We start from the raw sequence: 15170 nt of genomic DNA, 5'->3' as shown, positions 1-15170 counted from the left end.
GGGAGGCGTAGTATTTTGTGATTATTTTTTTCTACAGGGATTGGTAACTTGGCTGGATACCCCCATCCTGTCGCGCACAATCCACGAGGTGATTGATGCGCGCCAACTCGTCTGATCCACAAGACACCGTCACAGCGACCCAACCGATCAAGACCGAGCGCCTGCGCTTGCTGGATCGCCTGAGCAAGTACCGCCAGCCGATCGGCCTGGCGGTTACGCTGCTGCTGTTCGCCATCGCGCTGATCGCGTGCCGCCACCTGTTGAGCGAGCTCGATCTCGACGCCCTGCACGACTCGATCCTGGACGTACCGAAACCGGCCCTGCTCGGCGCCTTCGGCGCGACGGTCGCCGGCTTCATCATCCTGCTGGGCTACGAGTGGTCCGCCAGCCGCTACGCCGGCGTGACGCTCGCGCCGCGCACCCTCGCCCTCGGCGGCTTCACCGCGTTCGCCATCGGCAACGCCATCGGCCTGTCGCTGCTGTCCGGCGGCTCGGTGCGCTACCGTCTGTATGCGCGCCACGGGCTGGGCGCGACGGAAGTCGCGCATATGACCCTGTTCGCCAGCCTGTCGCTGGGTTGCGCCCTGCCGCCGCTGGCCGCCCTCGCCACCCTGAGCGACCTGCCCGCCGCCTCGCAGGCCCTGGGCCTGTCCGAAGGCCTGCTGGGGACGATCGCCGGCGCCGTGCTGCTGCTGGGCTCGATCCTGGTCATCGGCATCTACCGCCGGCGCCTGCCGGAGCAGCCCTACCCGGACAACCTGCTGGTCAAGGCCGGCCGCCGCACCCTGCGCCTGCCGGGCCGGCGCCTGACCGTCCTGCAACTGGTCATCACCGCCCTCGACGTGGCCGCCGCCGCCACCGTGCTGTACCTGCTGCTACCGGAAGCCCCGCCGTTCGGCGCCTTCCTGCTGGTGTACCTGCTGGCCCTGGCCGCCGGCGTGCTCAGCCATGTGCCCGGCGGCGTCGGCGTGTTCGAAGCCATCCTGCTGGCCGCCTTCGCCGACAAGCTCGGCGCCGCGCCGCTGGCCGCCGCGCTGCTGCTGTACCGCCTGATCTACGTGGTGCTGCCGATGCTGGTGGCGTGCGTGCTGCTGCTGATCAACGAAGGCCAGCGCCTGTTCCAGTCCCAGACCCTGCGTGCGGCCTCCGGCCTGGCGGCGCCGATCCTGGCGGTGCTGGTGTTCCTGTCCGGCGTGGTGCTGCTGTTTTCCGGCGCGACCCCGGAGATCGACACGCGCCTGGAACACATCGGTTTCCTGATTCCCCACCGCCTGGTCGATGCCTCGCACTTCGGCGCCAGCCTGATCGGCGTGCTGTGCCTGATGCTCGCCCAGGGCCTGCGCCGCCGGCTGTCGGCGGCGTGGATGCTGACCACCATCCTGTTGCTGGTGGGCGCCCTGCTCTCCTTGCTCAAGGGGTTCGACTGGGAAGAAGCCACCCTGATGACCCTCACCGCCGCGCTGCTGGGGGTGTTCCGCCGTTCCTTCTATCGTCCGAGCCGCCTGACCGAGCTGCCGTTCTCGCCGCTGTACCTGGTGGCCAGCCTGTGCGTGCTGGGCGCATCGACCTGGCTGCTGCTGTTCGCCTACCAGGACGTGCCGTACAGCCATCAGCTGTGGTGGCAGTTCACCCTCGACGCCGATGCCCCGCGCGGCCTGCGCTCGCTGCTCGGCGCCGCCGTCCTGCTGCTGGTGATCGCCCTGACCTGGCTGCTGCGCACCGCGCGCCCGGTGATCCACCTGCCGACCGCCGACGAACTCGACCGCGCCGCGAAAATCCTCATGGCCTCGTCGCAGCCCGACGGCGGCCTGGCCCTGACCGGCGACAAGGCGCTGCTGTTCCACCCCAACGATGAAGCGTTCCTGATGTACGCCCGCCGCGGCCGTAGTCTGGTGGCCCTGTACGACCCGATCGGCCCCGGCCAGCAGCGGGCGGAAATGATCTGGCAGTTCCGCGACCTGTGCGACATCCATCACGCCCGCCCGGTGTTCTACCAGGTGCGCGCCGAGAACCTGCCGTACTACATGGACATCGGCCTGACCGCGATCAAGCTCGGCGAAGAGGCCCGGGTCGATCTGCATCGCTTTGACCTGGATGCCAAGGGCAAGGAGATGAAGGATCTGCGCTACACCTGGAACCGCGGCACCCGCGACGGCCTGTCGCTGGAGATCCATGAGCCGGGCCAGGCGCCGATGGACGAGCTCAAGGTCATCTCCGATGCCTGGCTGACCGGCAAGAACGTGCGCGAGAAAGGCTTCTCCCTGGGCCGTTTCAGCGACGATTACCTGAAGCATTTCCGCATTGCGGTGATCCGCTTCGAAGGCCGTCCGGTGGCGTTCGCCAACCTGCTCGAGACCTACAGCCATGACCTGGCCAGCCTCGACCTGATGCGCTCGCACCCGGATGCGCCGAAGCTGACCATGGAGTTTCTGATGGTCGGCCTGATTCAACACTATAAGAGTCACGGATACGCGCGCTTCAGCCTGGGCATGGTGCCGCTGTCGGGGTTGCAGCCCCGGCGCGGGGCACCGCTGACCCAGCGCCTGGGCTCGATGGTATTCCGCCGTGGTGAGCAGCTGTACAACTTCCAAGGCTTGCGCCGTTTCAAAGACAAGTTCCAGCCTGATTGGGAACCCCGTTACATGGCCGTGCCCGCCGGACTCGATCCCCTGGTGGCGCTGGCCGACACTGCCGCCCTGATCGCGGGCGGCTTGACTGGATTGGTGAAACGCTGATGATTCAACGCTCCCTGAAGTACATCCTGGCCACGCTGATCGTGCTGGCCGTGATTGCCGGCGGCGGATTCTGGTACCTCAAACGCCCGGCACCGGAACCGACCCTCGAACAACTGACGCCCGCCGACGGCCCGGCCATGACCCGGGTCATTCCCGGCACCAAGCCCAAGGCCCAGGTGCTGGTGGCGGTCAACGACGACCAGAAGCTCAGCGACAAGCAACTGAGCACCCTGAGCCGCAGCGCTTCGGCGCAGATCGTTCAGGTGATCCTGCCCAAGGACTGCCTGCAGCAAAGCCGTGCCCTGCAGACCGGCCTGCGCCAACTGAACGGGCCGGCCACCCTGGTCAGCGGCATCGGCCCGGGCGCGGTGCTGGCCTGGCGCTGGCTGTCCGAGCAGAAGGACGACAAGGCCCAGGCCGTGTCCGTCGACCTGGCCCTGGAAAAGGGCGGCTGCACTCACCTGCTGCCCAAGTCCGCCGCCCACGGCCACTGGCTGGTGGCGTGGAACGACAACCCGGACGACACCAGCGCCGGCTTCGTGCGCGACCAGCCGAACGCCGAAACCAGCATCAGCGACTACGACATCAACCTGCCGCAGGTGCTGAACAACGAACTGCGCAAGCTCCTCGTCGGCGGCGACAAGGCCAACGGCGGCCTGCAGATTCCGGTGGTGGAAGTCCCGGCCGGCCAGGCCCGGGACACCGTCACCCTGTTCCTCTCCGGCGACGGCGGCTGGCGTGACCTGGACCGCGACGTGGCCGGGGAAATGGCCAAGATCGGCTACCCGGTGGTGGGCATCGACACCCTGCGCTACTACTGGCAGCACAAGAGCCCCGAGCAGAGTGCGCTGGACCTGACCGAACTGATGCAGCACTACCGGCAGAAATGGGGCACCAAGCGCTTCATCCTCACCGGCTACTCGTTCGGCGCCGACGTGCTGCCGGCGATCTACAACCGCCTGCCGGAGACCGAGCAGCAACGGGTCGACGCCATCATCCTGCTGGCCTTCGCCCGCACCGGCAGCTTCGAGATCGAAGTCGAAGGCTGGCTCGGCAACGCCGGCAAGGAAGCCGCCACCGGCCCGGAAATGGCCAAGCTGCCGGCCGCCAAGGTGGTGTGCATCTACGGCGAGGAAGAGACCGACGAAAGCGGCTGCACCGACAAGACCGCCGTGGGCGAAGCGGTGAAGCTGCCCGGCGGCCACCACTTCGACGAGAACTACCCGGCGCTGGCCAAGCGCTTGGTGGATCTGATCGAGAAGCGTCAGGCGAGCGAGCAGACCGCCGCCGAGTAACCTGAGCGGCCTCAATGAAAAGCCCCCGCAGCCGCAAGGCTCCGGGGGCTTTCGTTTAAAGGCGACGCTCTGCGGCGTCGTAGACCTCTTCGTCGCGTCGCGCGCCGACGGCGACGATCAGAACCTGGATGGCCTTACCGTCGACCCGATAGACAATCCGCGTGTCGCCGGTTCGGATCCGCCTGCAGCCGGCAAGGCTGGCCCTCAACGGTTTGCCGATCTTGTCCGGCTCGCCATGGATGATCCGCTCTTCAATGACATCGAGAATCCGGTTGGCCGCTGCCGCTCCCAGCTGATCCAGATCGCCCTGGACTTCCGGATGATAAACCACTCCCCAAACCATCCAGCGCTCCCTTAATCCTTCCGGGCGTACCTTGCCCGCATATCCTCATGACTGACTGCGCGGGTCTGATCAAAGCTGCCCAGACGCTCACGGGCTGCCGCTTCGATGCGCAGGTTCTCAAGCTCGTCCAGCATTTCCTGATAGGCCTGCACATTGATGATGACCGCTGCCGGCTGGTTGTCCTTGAAGATGACCAGACGTTCGGTGGCACGACTGGAAATCTCCTTGAGCCTCGCGCTGAAGCCCCGGACCATGGCAGTCACGGAGATAGCCTGTTCAGCACGCTCTAGTAATGCCGTCATATTCACCTCTTGCTCAGTTGCTGTTGCGCACGATAATGCACAGAGTATTGCGTTGTATTAAACACAGTGCAACTTGATGCTTCCGTCGTGCACCCCGCAACCGAACGCTCCCGCCGCCCACAAAAAAGCCCCCGCCAGCCGCAAGGCCGACGGGGGCTTTCGCTTTACGGCGGGATTACATCTCCACCTGCGTCCCCAGCTCGATCACCCGGTTCAGCGGCAGGTTGAAGAAGCGCAGGTTGCCGTTGGCGTTCTTCAGCATGAAGGCGAACAGCGCCTCGCGCCAACGGGCCATGCCTTCGAGCTTGGAGGCGATGACCGTTTCGCGGCTGAGGAAGTAGGTGGTGCGCATCGGGCTGAAGTCCAGGTCGTCCAGATGGCACAGCTTCAGCGCCTGGGGCACGTCCGGCTCGTCGGTGAAGCCGAAATGCAGGATCACCCGGAAGAAGCCTTCGCCGTGGGCCTCGACCTCGAAGCGCCGGGACGGCGGCACGCGCGGGATGTCTTCGTAGACCACCGTCAGCAGCACCACTTGCTCATGCAGCACCTGGTTGTGCAGCAGGTTGTGCAACAGGGCGTGGGGCACGGCGTCGGAGCGGGCGGTCAGGAACACGGCGGTGCCCTGCACTCGGTGCGGCGGCTGCACGCGGATGCTGCTGATGAAGATCGGCAGCGGCAACGCGCCTTCGTCCAGACGCTCGACCAGCAGTTGCTTGCCACGCTTCCAGGTGGTCATCAGGATGAACAGCGCCAGGCCGGCGATCACCGGGAATGCGCCGCCCTGGACGATCTTCGGCACGTTGGCGGCGAAGTACAGGCCGTCCACCAGCAGGAAGCCGAGCAGGACCGGCACGGCGAGCACCGGCGGCCACTTCCACAGCAGCAGCATCACCGCCGACACCAGGATGGTGGTCATCAGCATGGTGCCGGTCACGGCCACGCCGTAGGCCGAGGCCAGGGCGCCGGAGGACTCGAAGCCGATCACCAGCAGCACCACGCCGACCATCAGCGACCAGTTCACCGCACCGATGTAGATCTGCCCTTGCTCGTCGCTGGAGGTGTGCTGGATGTACATGCGCGGGATGTAGCCGAGCTGGATCGCCTGACGGGTCAGGGAGAACGCGCCGGAAATCACCGCCTGGGACGCGATCACCGTGGCCAGGGTCGACAGGCCCACCAGCGGGATCAGGGCCCAACTAGGCGCCAGCAGGTAGAACGGGTTGCGCGCGGCGTCCGGGTTCTCCAACAGCAGTGCGCCCTGGCCGAAGTAGTTGAGCACCAGGGCCGGCAGCACCAGCAGGAACCAGGCGCGGGCGATCGGCTTGCGGCCGAAGTGGCCCATGTCGGCGTACAGCGCTTCGGCGCCGGTCAGCGCCAGCACCACCGCGCCGAGGATCGCCACGCCCATGCCGGCATGCACCATGAAGAAACGCACGGCCCAGACCGGGTTGAGCGCGTGCAGCACTTCCGGGTAGTGGCTGATGCCGTAGATCCCGAGGGCGCCGAGCACCAGGAACCAGGTGACCATGATCGGCCCGAAGAGAATGCCGATCCGCGCCGTGCCGTGTTTCTGGATCAGGAACAGGCCCACCAGCACCACCAGCGACAGCGGCACCACCCAGTGGTCGATGCCCTCGAACGCCAGCCCCAGGCCTTCGATGGCCGAGAGCACGGAAATCGCCGGGGTGATCATGCTGTCGCCGTAGAACAGCGCCGCCCCGATCAGCCCGCAGACCACCAGCAGCGTGCGCAGCCTGGCCCGCTGCCCCGCCGCCCGCCGCGCCAGCGCGGTGAGGGCCATGATCCCGCCTTCGCCCTGGTTGTCGGCGCGCAGCACGAACATCATGTACTTGATCGACACGACCCAGATCAGCGACCAGAAAATCAGCGACAGGATGCCCAGCACCCCGTCGTGATTGACGGGCACGCCATAGGCGCCGGAAAACACTTCTTTCAGGGTGTACAACGGACTTGTGCCAATGTCGCCGTAAACCACCCCGACCGCCGCGACCAGCATGCTCAGCGGCTTGGTTGCCGAACCTTCGGCGCCCGCCGCATGACTACTTGCGTGACCCATCCAACACTCCTGATTCCCAGACCGGCCTCTGAACGAAGCACTTTGCTTTTTGATGCAGCCTGCGCCCTTATTACCTGTTGTTACAGTCGATTGGTTGACTATAAAAAAGCGGTAAAGCGCATTGGCGCGAAGCATAGCGCAGCACTCGTCGCATTTCCCCGTATAAAGCTGGTCAAGTGCGCTGCTCGTCGCTAGAATTGCGCACTTTTTGATCAGAGGCGCAGTTCAAGCGCCCGTCCGTCGGCTCATGCATCAGGCAAGCGACGTCACAGACACCGAGGTTAGACATGTCCACCACTCCTGCGCCGGCCAATCCCAAGGTTGGCTTCGTATCCCTGGGTTGCCCCAAAGCACTGGTCGACTCCGAGCGCATCCTGACCCAGCTGCGCATGGAAGGCTATGACGTGGTGTCCACCTATCAGGACGCCGATGTCGTGGTGGTCAACACCTGCGGCTTCATCGACTCCGCCAAGGCGGAGTCGCTGGAAGTCATCGGCGAAGCGATCAAGGAAAACGGCAAGGTGATCGTCACCGGCTGCATGGGCGTGGAAGAAGGCAACATCCGCGACGTGCACCCGAGCGTGCTGGCCGTGACCGGCCCGCAGCAGTACGAGCAAGTGGTCAGCGCCGTGCACGAAGTCGTGCCGCCCAAGCAGGACCACAACCCGCTGATCGACCTGGTGCCGCCGCAAGGCGTCAAGCTGACCCCGCGCCACTACGCCTACCTGAAGATTTCCGAAGGCTGCAACCACAGCTGCAGCTTCTGCATCATCCCGTCGATGCGCGGCAAGCTGGTCAGCCGTCCGGTGGGCGATGTGCTCGACGAGGCCCAGCGTCTGGTCAAGTCCGGCGTCAAGGAACTGCTGGTGATCTCCCAGGACACCAGCGCCTACGGCGTCGACGTGAAGTACCGCACCGGCTTCTGGAACGGCGCGCCGGTGAAGACCCGCATGACCGAGCTGTGCGAAGCCCTCAGCACCCTCGGCGTCTGGGTGCGCCTGCACTACGTCTACCCGTACCCGCACGTCGACGAGCTGATCCCGCTGATGGCCGCCGGCAAGATCCTGCCGTACCTGGACATCCCGTTCCAGCACGCCAGCCCCAAGGTCCTCAAGTCGATGAAACGCCCGGCGTTCGAAGACAAGACCCTGGCGCGGATCAAGAACTGGCGCGAGATCTGCCCGGACCTGATCATCCGCTCGACCTTCATCGTCGGCTTCCCCGGCGAAACCGAAGAAGACTTCCAGTACCTGCTGGACTGGCTGACCGAAGCCCAGCTCGACCGCGTCGGCTGCTTCCAGTACTCGCCGGTCGAAGGCGCCCCGGCCAACGACCTGGGCCTGGACATCGTGCCGGACGACGTCAAGCAAGACCGCTGGGAGCGCTTCATGGCGCACCAGCAGGCCATCAGCTCGGCGCGCCTGCAACTGCGCATCGGCCGCGAGATCGAAGTGCTGGTGGACGAAGTCGACGAGCAAGGCGCGGTCGGCCGCTGCTTCTTCGATGCCCCGGAAATCGACGGCAACGTGTTCATCGACAACGGCAGCAACCTCAAGCCGGGCGACAAGGTCTGGTGCAAGGTGACCGACGCCGACGAGTACGACCTCTGGGCCGAACAGATCTGATTCGGCAAACCCTGTTCCCGCAGGGAATTGCCCGCTGAAAGCCAAGCCCTGCTCTCTTTGCCGAGATGCGGGGCTTTTTTACGGCTATCGTTGGTGAATCCACTGATGAGGAGGCAAACGGACATGCGTCATCCTTCGGTCATCCACACGCCGAAACTGAGCGACTACCCGGAACTGACCCGGGTCTGGGAAGCCTCGGTGCGCGCCACCCATGACTTTCTGCCGGACAGCTATATCCTGTTGCTCAAGGATCTGGTGCTGACCCGCTACCTGGATGCCGTGATGCTGATCTGCACCAAGGACCACCGCCAGCGCATCACCGGCTTCGCGGGCGTGGCGGCGGGCAAGGTGGAAATGCTGTTCATTGATCCGGACCATCGCGGGCAAGGCCTGGGCAAGCAATTGCTGCGCTACGCCCTGGAACACCTGAACGCCGACGAACTGGACGTCAACGAGCAGAACCCTCAGGCCCTGGGCTTCTATTTCAAGCAAGGTTTCGAGGTGATCGGCCGTTCGGACGTCGACGGCATGGGCCAGCCCTACCCGTTGCTGCACATGCGGCTGCGCCAGAACCGCCAGCGTTCGAGCACTGGCTAGAGGAGCGGCTGCCTTGCTCAGGCTTTGCGGCGCCGTCAATGACGCCATCGCCAGCAGGCTGGCTCCCACAGGTTTGGCTGCACCGCAAGACCCAGGCGGGAGCAGGCTCGCTCCCGCGTCAAATCCGCACAGGAAACGCAGCGAACCGAAATGGATCCGGGCCTTGGCGCCCCCATGGAGGTACAATGCCGACCCCTTTTTTATTGCGACCCTGCCATGACTGACCCGATCCGCCTTTCCAAACGCCTCATCGAACTGGTCGGCTGCTCCCGCCGTGAGGCCGAACTGTTCATCGAGGGCGGCTGGGTCACCGTGGACGGCGAAGTCGTCGACGAACCGCAGTTCAAGGTCGGCGACCAGAAAGTCGAGCTCGACAAGGACGCCAAGGCCACCGCGCCGGAGCCGGTGACCCTGCTGCTCAACGTACCGGCCGGCATGGACACCGAGACCGCCATGCGCTCGCTCGGCGCCGACACCCTCAGCGAAGAGCACCGGTTCGGCAAACGGCCGCTGCGCGGGCACTTCCTGCGCCTGACCGCCGGCGCCGATCTGCAGCCGGGCGCCAGCGGCCTGATGGTGTTCACCCAGGATTGGAAAGTGCTGCGCAAACTCACCGCCGACGCCGCGAAGATCGAGCAGGAGTACGTGGTCGAGGTCGAGGGCGAAATGACCGAGCACGGCCTGAACCGCATGCAGCACGGCCTGCGCGTCAAGGGCACCGAACTGCCGCCGGTCAAGGCCAGTTGGCAGAGCGAAAACCGCCTGCGCTTCGCCATGAAGAACCCGCAGCCCGGGCTCCTCGCTCGGCTGTGCGAAGCGGTCGGGCTGAAGGTGCTGGGCATCCGTCGCATCCGCATCGGCGGCGTGTCCATCGGCAAGGTGCCGGCGGGCCAGTGGCGCTACCTGTCCGGCAAAGAGAAGTTCTGACGCCCGGCCGCCTCCCGACATCCGGCATCGCCTGCGCGGTGCCCACAACGAACCCTCAGGATTGCACACATGATTCACAACGACGTACTGCGCAGCGTGCGCTACATGCTCGACATCAGCGACAAGAAGGTCGTCGAGATCACCAAGATGGGCGGCATGGACGTGGCGCTGAAAGACGTGGTGGCCTACCTCGACAAGAAGGAAGAGGACGAAGAAGGCTTCGTGCGCTGCCCGGACGACGTCATGGCCCACTTCCTCGACGGCCTGGTGATCCTCAAGCGCGGCAAGGACGACAGCCGCCCGCCGCTGCCGGTCGAACTGCCGGTGACCAACAACATCATCCTGAAGAAACTGCGCGTGGCCTTCGAGCTGAAGGAAGACGACCTGCACGTGATCCTCAAGTCCGTCGACTTCCCGGTGTCCAAGCCTGAGCTGAGCGCCCTGTTCCGCAAGGTCGGCCACAACAACTACCGCCCGTGCGGCGACCAGTTGCTGCGCAACTTCCTCAAGGGCCTGACCCTGCGCGTGCGCGGCTGAGCCATGGCCTACAGCGTCTCCCCCATCGGCTTCGTGCGCTCCTGCTTCAAGGAGAAGTTCGCCATTCCCCGTCAGCCGCAACTGGCCCCGGCCGCCCGCGGCGTGCTGGAACTGGTGGCGCCGTTCGACCAGGGCGATGCGGTGCAGGGCCTTGAGCAGGTCAGCCACGTGTGGCTGCTGTTCCTGTTCCATCAGGCGCTGGAGGACACGCCACGGCTGAAGGTGCGCCCGCCTCGCCTGGGCGGCAACAAGTCCATGGGGGTGTTCGCCACCCGCGCCACCCATCGGCCCAACGGCATCGGCCAGTCCGTGGTGAAACTGGACAAGGTCGAGGCCGGCAGGTTGTTCATCTCCGGCATCGATCTGCTGGACGGCACGCCGGTACTCGACATCAAGCCTTACGTGCCCTACGCCGACATCGTCCCCGAAGCCTGCAACGGCATCGCCAGCGCCGCGCCGGTGCTGATTGACGTGGAATGGGCAGAGGCGGCGTTGCAACAGGCCCACGGGCATGCCCAGCGCCTCGGCGAACCGCTGGTCGAGCTGATCGGGCAATGCCTGGCCCAGGATCCGCGCCCGGCCTACCAGACGCCCCAGCCTGAGCGCGAGTACGGTGCGCAGTTCTGGGACCTGGACGTGCGTTGGCATTACCCGACGCCGGAGCGGATCCGCGTCCTGGAAGTGGTTCCCGCCGGCGCCTGAGCCCGGAAACGAAAAAGCCCGCGCTGCCGGTGAAGGCAACGCGGGCTTTTTCATGTCTGCGAGAGCGTGCTCGCTCCTGCAGGGGGTAGGCTTACTTCTCGACGAACGCGCGCTCGATCAGGTAGTCGCCAGGCTCGCGCATGCGGGCCGAGATCTTCAGGCCGAAGCTGTCGAGCACTTCGCTGGTCTCGTCGAGCATGCTCGGGCTGCCGCAGATCATCGCGCGGTCGTCCTGCGGGTTGATCGGCGGCAGGCCGATGTCGCTGAACAGTTTGCCGCTGCGCATCAGGTCAGTCAGGCGGCCCTGGTTCTCGAACGGCTCGCGGGTCACGGTCGGGTAGTAGATCAGCTTGTCGCGCAGCGCTTCGCCGAAGAACTCGTTCTGCGGCAGGTGCTCGGTGATGAACTCACGGTAGGCGACTTCGTTGACGTAGCGAACGCCGTGAACCAGGATCACTTTCTCGAAGCGCTCGTAGGTTTCCGGATCCTGGATCACGCTCATGAACGGGGCGAGGCCGGTGCCGGTGCTCAGCAGGTACAGGTGCTTGCCCGGGTTCAGGTCGTCCAGCACCAGGGTGCCGGTCGGCTTCTTGCTGATGATGATCTCGTCGCCTTCCTTCAGGTGCTGCAGCTGGGAGGTCAACGGGCCATCCGGCACCTTGATGCTGAAGAACTCCAGATGCTCTTCCCAGTTCGGGCTGGCGATCGAGTAGGCGCGCATAAGCGGGCGGCCGTTGGGCTGTTGCAGGCCGATCATCACGAACTGACCGTTCTCGAAGCGCAGGCCCGGATCGCGGGTGCACTTGAAGCTGAACAGAGTGTCGTTCCAGTGGTGAACACTGAGGACACGCTCGTGGTTCATGTTGCTCATGTACGGGGGACTCCTGGAGATTGATCTGCGCCTTGCTCTGCACTGCTCTCGAAGAGCGCCGACGGTGCGCAATTGCATCGCATTCTAATAGCGCCGACAATATCTGTTAACTGGATTATCAAGATAACGGTTATCGGTTATATCGATATGCGATTTACACTCCGTCAACTGCAAGTCTTCGTCGCCGTGGCCCAGCAGGAAAGCGTTTCCCGGGCTGCCGGGCTGCTCAACCTGTCGCAATCGGCGGCGAGCACCTCGATCACTGAACTGGAGCGTCAGTCCAGCTGCCAGCTGTTCGACCGCGCCGGCAAGCGCCTGAGCCTCAACGCCCTGGGCAAGCAACTGCTGCCGCAGGCGGTGGCGATGCTCGACCAGGCCAAGGAAATCGAGGACCTGCTCAACGGCAAGTCCGGTTTCGGCTCGCTGTCGGTGGGCGCGACGCTCACCATCGGCAATTACCTGGCGACCCTGCTGATCGGCGGCTTCATGCAGCGCCACCCGGAAAGCCAAGTGAAGCTGCATGTGCAGAACACCGCCAACATCGTGCAACAGGTCGCCCACTACGAAATTGATCTGGGTCTAATCGAAGGCGATTGCAGCCACCCGGACATCGAAGTGCAGAGCTGGGTCGAGGATGAGTTGGTGGTGTTCTGCGCCCCGCAGCATCCGCTGGCCCAGCGCGGCAGCGTGACCATGGACGAACTGACCCAGGAAGCGTGGATCCTGCGCGAACAAGGCTCCGGCACGCGCCTGACCTTCGATCAGGCCATGCGTCATCACCGCAGCGCGCTGAACATCCGGCTGGAGCTGGAGCACACCGAGGCGATCAAGCGCGCGGTGGAGTCGGGGTTGGGGATCGGCTGCATCTCGCGCCTGGCGCTGCGCGACGCCTTCCGGCGCGGCAGCCTGGTGCCGGTGGAGACACCGGACCTGGATCTGGCCCGGCAGTTCTACTTCATCTGGCACAAGCAGAAGTACCAGACCTCCGCCATGCGCGAATTCCTCGAACTGTGCCGCGCCTTCACCGCCGGGGTGCAGCGCAGCGACGAGATCGTGCTGCCCAGCATCGCTTAAAGCAGGATCACCGCCCAGACCAGGGCGATCATGCTCAGGGCCACGAACTGCGCGGCGCTGCCCATGTCCTTGGCGTTCTTGGACAGCGGGTGCAGTTCCAGGGAAATGCGGTCGATGGCCGCCTCCACCGCCGAGTTCAGCAGCTCGACGATCAGCGCCAGCAGGCACACGGCGATCAGCAGCGCCTGTTCGACCCGGCTGACGTCGAGGAAGAACGACAGCGGAATCAGCACTACGTTGAGCAGCACCAGTTGACGGAACGCCGCTTCGCCGTTGAAGGCTGCGCGCAAGCCGTCCAGCGAGTAGCCGGAGGCGTTGAGGATGCGTTTGAGGCCCGTCTGGCCCTTGAAAGGTGACATAAAGTAGATAACCGACCAAAAAGAAGTGGGAAAGCTAGATCAACGAAAGTCAAAAAAGCGTGAAGGCGCCAGCCCTCACTGGCTGGGAATTGACTCAAGTTGTTGCAGCAGCAACGCCGCCTGGGTGCGGGTGCGCACGTCCAGCTTGCGGAAGATCGCCGTGACGTGAGCCTTGATGGTCGCCTCCGACACGTTCAGCTCATAGGCGATCTGCTTGTTCAGCAGCCCTTCGCAGACCATCGTCAGCACCCGGAACTGCTGCGGCGTGAGACTGGCCAGGCCATCGCTGGCGGCCTTGGCCTCCTTGGAGACGCTGACGGCCTCGAACGCCTGGGGCGGCCAGAACACATCGCCGTCCAGCACCTTGCGCACCGCTTCCTGGATCACGTTCAGGTCGCTGGACTTGGGAATGAAGCCGCTGGCGCCGAACTCCCGGGACTTGACCATCACCGAGGCCTCCTCCTGGGCGGACACCATGACCACCGGAATCTGCGGGTACTGGCCGCGCAGCAGCACCAGCCCGGAGAATCCGTAGGCGCCCGGCATGTTCAGGTCCAGCAGCACCAGGTCCCAATCGGCCTTTTCGGTCAGGCGGGCCTCCAGTTCGGCGATGCTCGCCACCTCCACCAGCCGCACATCCGGGCCGAGGCCCAGGGTCAGCGCCTGATGCAGCGCGCTGCGAAACAACGGGTGGTCATCGGCAATCAGGATGTCGTATGTGGCCATTTTTCAAATGATCCTGTTCTTGATGGCTGGCCCGATGCATTCGGGCCATGCCAAGGCAACTCAAGATAACGCCAGGCAGCGGTATCCACAGGGGCACGTTCAACGCCAATCACGGAAAAAACGGCGTTTCAGACCTTGGCCGCCCCCGAACCGGCGCCAAGCATGCCCAGCGAAGACGGGGTGGTCAAGCGCAACGCCCCCTGCTTTAGCAGTATGGGCCAGTATCAGGCCGGCACCGCTGGCGCGGCGTCAATGAACGGCAGCAGTTCGGCGTGGGCCGGGGTGGACACATTCACCTCCCGCTGCTGCTTGGCGCCCAGGTAATGCTGGCTGAACACGTCGAAATAGGCGTCCAGCGCCGAAGCGGCGTCCGAATCGCCCGCCAGCTCCAGGCACAGCGCCGCGACTTCGGCGGTGCACAGGTGCTCGCTGCGGGTGGAGCGGCGCAGGCGGTAGCGCGACAGCCGGTCGGGCAGCAGGCTGAGGATCGGCAACCGGTCGAAGTACGGGCTCTTGCGGAAGATCTTGCGGGCCTCGGTCCAGGTCGCGTCCAGCAAGATGAACAGCGGGCGCTTGCCGCCGTCGGGCGTCACGGTGTGCGTCACCCGGGACGGCTCGACGTACTCGCCGGGGAACACCAGGTACGGTTGCCGCTGCGGATCGTTGAGCAGCGCAAGCAGCTGTTCGTCGGTGTCGGTACGCGACCAGATGAAGGCATGGTTGTCGCGCACCACGTCGGCGATCAGCCAGCCGGTGTTGCTGGGTTTGAACACTTCCTTGCCGGTCATGATCAGGCAGACCCCGGAACGGGATTCGACCTTCGGGCGCCACGCGCACAGGCAATGGCTCTGGATCACCCGGCAATCGCGGCAACGGGGCGCGCGCCAGCCACGGGCCTGGATCGGCTTGATGCCTTCGTCTTCGCGCTGGTCGCGCAGGCGGGCCACGGCGTTGGGGGCATGGGTCATTGCGGGCGACGCCGGCAGACAGGGGAACTCGA

At 65.0% G+C, this 15170-nt stretch carries 15 protein-coding genes; 8 read left to right on the top strand and 7 right to left on the bottom strand.

Annotated features, from left to right (window positions below; all coding sequences use genetic code 11):
* Positions 1 to 95 precede the first annotated feature (95 nt).
* Both mprF and CAG41_RS07450 read left to right on the top strand, forming a co-directional pair.
* Positions 96 to 2735: a bifunctional lysylphosphatidylglycerol flippase/synthetase MprF gene (mprF, locus tag CAG41_RS07455; RefSeq protein ID WP_085581560.1), complete on the top strand. Its 2640-nt coding sequence runs from the start codon at positions 96 to 98 to the stop codon at positions 2733 to 2735.
* Positions 2735 to 4030 (top strand): virulence factor family protein, encoded by a 1296-nt coding sequence (locus CAG41_RS07450; protein WP_085581558.1) that lies wholly within the window; start codon positions 2735 to 2737, stop codon positions 4028 to 4030. The genes mprF and CAG41_RS07450 overlap by 1 nt, the downstream gene beginning before the upstream one ends.
* Positions 4031 to 4085: 55 nt before the next feature.
* Here the strand turns inward: CAG41_RS07450 and CAG41_RS07445 are convergent, their stop codons facing one another.
* The 3 genes from CAG41_RS07445 to CAG41_RS07435 all read right to left on the bottom strand — a co-directional run bounded on the left by CAG41_RS07445 (position 4086) and on the right by CAG41_RS07435 (position 6692).
* Positions 4086 to 4373, bottom strand: coding sequence for a type II toxin-antitoxin system RelE/ParE family toxin (locus tag CAG41_RS07445; protein WP_085581556.1), 288 nt, complete (start codon positions 4371 to 4373; stop codon positions 4086 to 4088).
* A gap of 11 nt (positions 4374 to 4384) precedes the next feature.
* Positions 4385 to 4675: a Phd-YefM gene (locus CAG41_RS07440; RefSeq protein WP_085581554.1), complete on the bottom strand. Its 291-nt coding sequence runs from the start codon at positions 4673 to 4675 to the stop codon at positions 4385 to 4387.
* Between the two features lie 175 nt (positions 4676 to 4850).
* A complete protein-coding gene (locus CAG41_RS07435) occupies positions 4851 to 6692 on the bottom strand; it encodes a potassium transporter Kup (protein WP_371856103.1) in 1842 nt (613 codons plus the stop codon).
* Positions 6693 to 7039: 347 nt separating this feature from the next.
* Between CAG41_RS07435 and rimO the strand changes: the two genes are divergently transcribed.
* The 5 genes from rimO (at position 7040) to tsaA (ending at position 11140) form a co-directional block, all read left to right on the top strand.
* Positions 7040 to 8377, top strand: coding sequence for a 30S ribosomal protein S12 methylthiotransferase RimO (gene rimO / locus CAG41_RS07430; protein ID WP_085632127.1), 1338 nt, complete (start codon positions 7040 to 7042; stop codon positions 8375 to 8377).
* 123 nt (positions 8378 to 8500) lie between these two features.
* Positions 8501 to 8974, top strand: a complete 474-nt coding sequence (locus tag CAG41_RS07425; RefSeq protein ID WP_085632125.1) for a GNAT family N-acetyltransferase — start codon at positions 8501 to 8503, stop codon at positions 8972 to 8974.
* Between the two features lie 216 nt (positions 8975 to 9190).
* Positions 9191 to 9901, top strand: coding sequence for an rRNA pseudouridine synthase (locus tag CAG41_RS07420; RefSeq protein ID WP_085581546.1), 711 nt, complete (start codon positions 9191 to 9193; stop codon positions 9899 to 9901).
* A 69-nt stretch (positions 9902 to 9970) separates the two neighbouring features.
* Positions 9971 to 10438, top strand: coding sequence for a DUF1456 family protein (locus CAG41_RS07415; protein WP_085581544.1), 468 nt, complete (start codon positions 9971 to 9973; stop codon positions 10436 to 10438).
* A gap of 3 nt (positions 10439 to 10441) precedes the next feature.
* The gene (gene tsaA / locus CAG41_RS07410; protein ID WP_085581542.1) at positions 10442 to 11140 is read left to right on the top strand and encodes a tRNA (N6-threonylcarbamoyladenosine(37)-N6)-methyltransferase TrmO; all 699 of its coding nucleotides are present in this window, start codon (positions 10442 to 10444) and stop codon (positions 11138 to 11140) included.
* A gap of 91 nt (positions 11141 to 11231) precedes the next feature.
* Here the strand turns inward: tsaA and fpr are convergent, their stop codons facing one another.
* A complete protein-coding gene (fpr, locus tag CAG41_RS07405; RefSeq protein ID WP_003222277.1) occupies positions 11232 to 12011 on the bottom strand; it encodes a ferredoxin-NADP reductase in 780 nt (259 codons plus the stop codon).
* 147 nt (positions 12012 to 12158) lie between these two features.
* Between fpr and CAG41_RS07400 the strand changes: the two genes are divergently transcribed.
* Complete coding sequence (locus tag CAG41_RS07400; protein WP_085581540.1) at positions 12159 to 13085, top strand: LysR family transcriptional regulator; 927 nt, start codon at positions 12159 to 12161, stop codon at positions 13083 to 13085.
* Here the strand turns inward: CAG41_RS07400 and CAG41_RS07395 are convergent.
* The 3 genes from CAG41_RS07395 to CAG41_RS07385 form a co-directional block, all read right to left on the bottom strand.
* Positions 13082 to 13444, bottom strand: coding sequence for a diacylglycerol kinase (locus CAG41_RS07395; protein WP_085581538.1), 363 nt, complete (start codon positions 13442 to 13444; stop codon positions 13082 to 13084). The two genes, CAG41_RS07400 and CAG41_RS07395, sit on opposite strands and share 4 nt — an antisense overlap.
* Positions 13445 to 13519: 75 nt before the next feature.
* Positions 13520 to 14170, bottom strand: a complete 651-nt coding sequence (gene erdR, locus CAG41_RS07390) for a response regulator transcription factor ErdR (protein ID WP_085581536.1) — start codon at positions 14168 to 14170, stop codon at positions 13520 to 13522.
* A 224-nt stretch (positions 14171 to 14394) separates the two neighbouring features.
* Positions 14395 to 15138, bottom strand: a complete 744-nt coding sequence (locus tag CAG41_RS07385; RefSeq protein WP_085581533.1) for a tRNA-uridine aminocarboxypropyltransferase — start codon at positions 15136 to 15138, stop codon at positions 14395 to 14397.
* Between the last annotated feature and the right edge of the window lie 32 nt (positions 15139 to 15170).

Origin of the sequence: Pseudomonas sp. B35(2017) (assembly GCF_002113645.1) — a bacterium.
Classification (GTDB): Bacteria; Pseudomonadota; Gammaproteobacteria; order Pseudomonadales; family Pseudomonadaceae; genus Aquipseudomonas; species Aquipseudomonas ekonensis.
Note: the sequence above shows the minus strand (reverse complement) of the source record. Positions and strands in the feature narration are given on the sequence as shown.

Coding starts and splice junctions, on each gene's coding strand:
- erdR (WP_085581536.1), bottom strand. CDS start 14,170: ATGGCCACATACGACATCCTGATTGCCGATGACCACCCGTTGTTTCGC.
- fpr (WP_003222277.1), bottom strand. CDS start 12,011: ATGAGCAACATGAACCACGAGCGTGTCCTCAGTGTTCACCACTGGAAC.
- CAG41_RS07435 (WP_371856103.1), bottom strand. CDS start 6,692: ATGCTGGTCGCGGCGGTCGGGGTGGTTTACGGCGACATTGGCACAAGT.
- mprF (WP_085581560.1), top strand. CDS start 96: ATGCGCGCCAACTCGTCTGATCCACAAGACACCGTCACAGCGACCCAA.
- CAG41_RS07440 (WP_085581554.1), bottom strand. CDS start 4,675: ATGACGGCATTACTAGAGCGTGCTGAACAGGCTATCTCCGTGACTGCC.
- CAG41_RS07395 (WP_085581538.1), bottom strand. CDS start 13,444: ATGTCACCTTTCAAGGGCCAGACGGGCCTCAAACGCATCCTCAACGCC.
- rimO (WP_085632127.1), top strand. CDS start 7,040: ATGTCCACCACTCCTGCGCCGGCCAATCCCAAGGTTGGCTTCGTATCC.
- CAG41_RS07400 (WP_085581540.1), top strand. CDS start 12,159: ATGCGATTTACACTCCGTCAACTGCAAGTCTTCGTCGCCGTGGCCCAG.
- CAG41_RS07420 (WP_085581546.1), top strand. CDS start 9,191: ATGACTGACCCGATCCGCCTTTCCAAACGCCTCATCGAACTGGTCGGC.
- CAG41_RS07385 (WP_085581533.1), bottom strand. CDS start 15,138: ATGACCCATGCCCCCAACGCCGTGGCCCGCCTGCGCGACCAGCGCGAA.
- CAG41_RS07415 (WP_085581544.1), top strand. CDS start 9,971: ATGATTCACAACGACGTACTGCGCAGCGTGCGCTACATGCTCGACATC.
- CAG41_RS07445 (WP_085581556.1), bottom strand. CDS start 4,373: ATGGTTTGGGGAGTGGTTTATCATCCGGAAGTCCAGGGCGATCTGGAT.
- tsaA (WP_085581542.1), top strand. CDS start 10,442: ATGGCCTACAGCGTCTCCCCCATCGGCTTCGTGCGCTCCTGCTTCAAG.
- CAG41_RS07450 (WP_085581558.1), top strand. CDS start 2,735: ATGATTCAACGCTCCCTGAAGTACATCCTGGCCACGCTGATCGTGCTG.
- CAG41_RS07425 (WP_085632125.1), top strand. CDS start 8,501: ATGCGTCATCCTTCGGTCATCCACACGCCGAAACTGAGCGACTACCCG.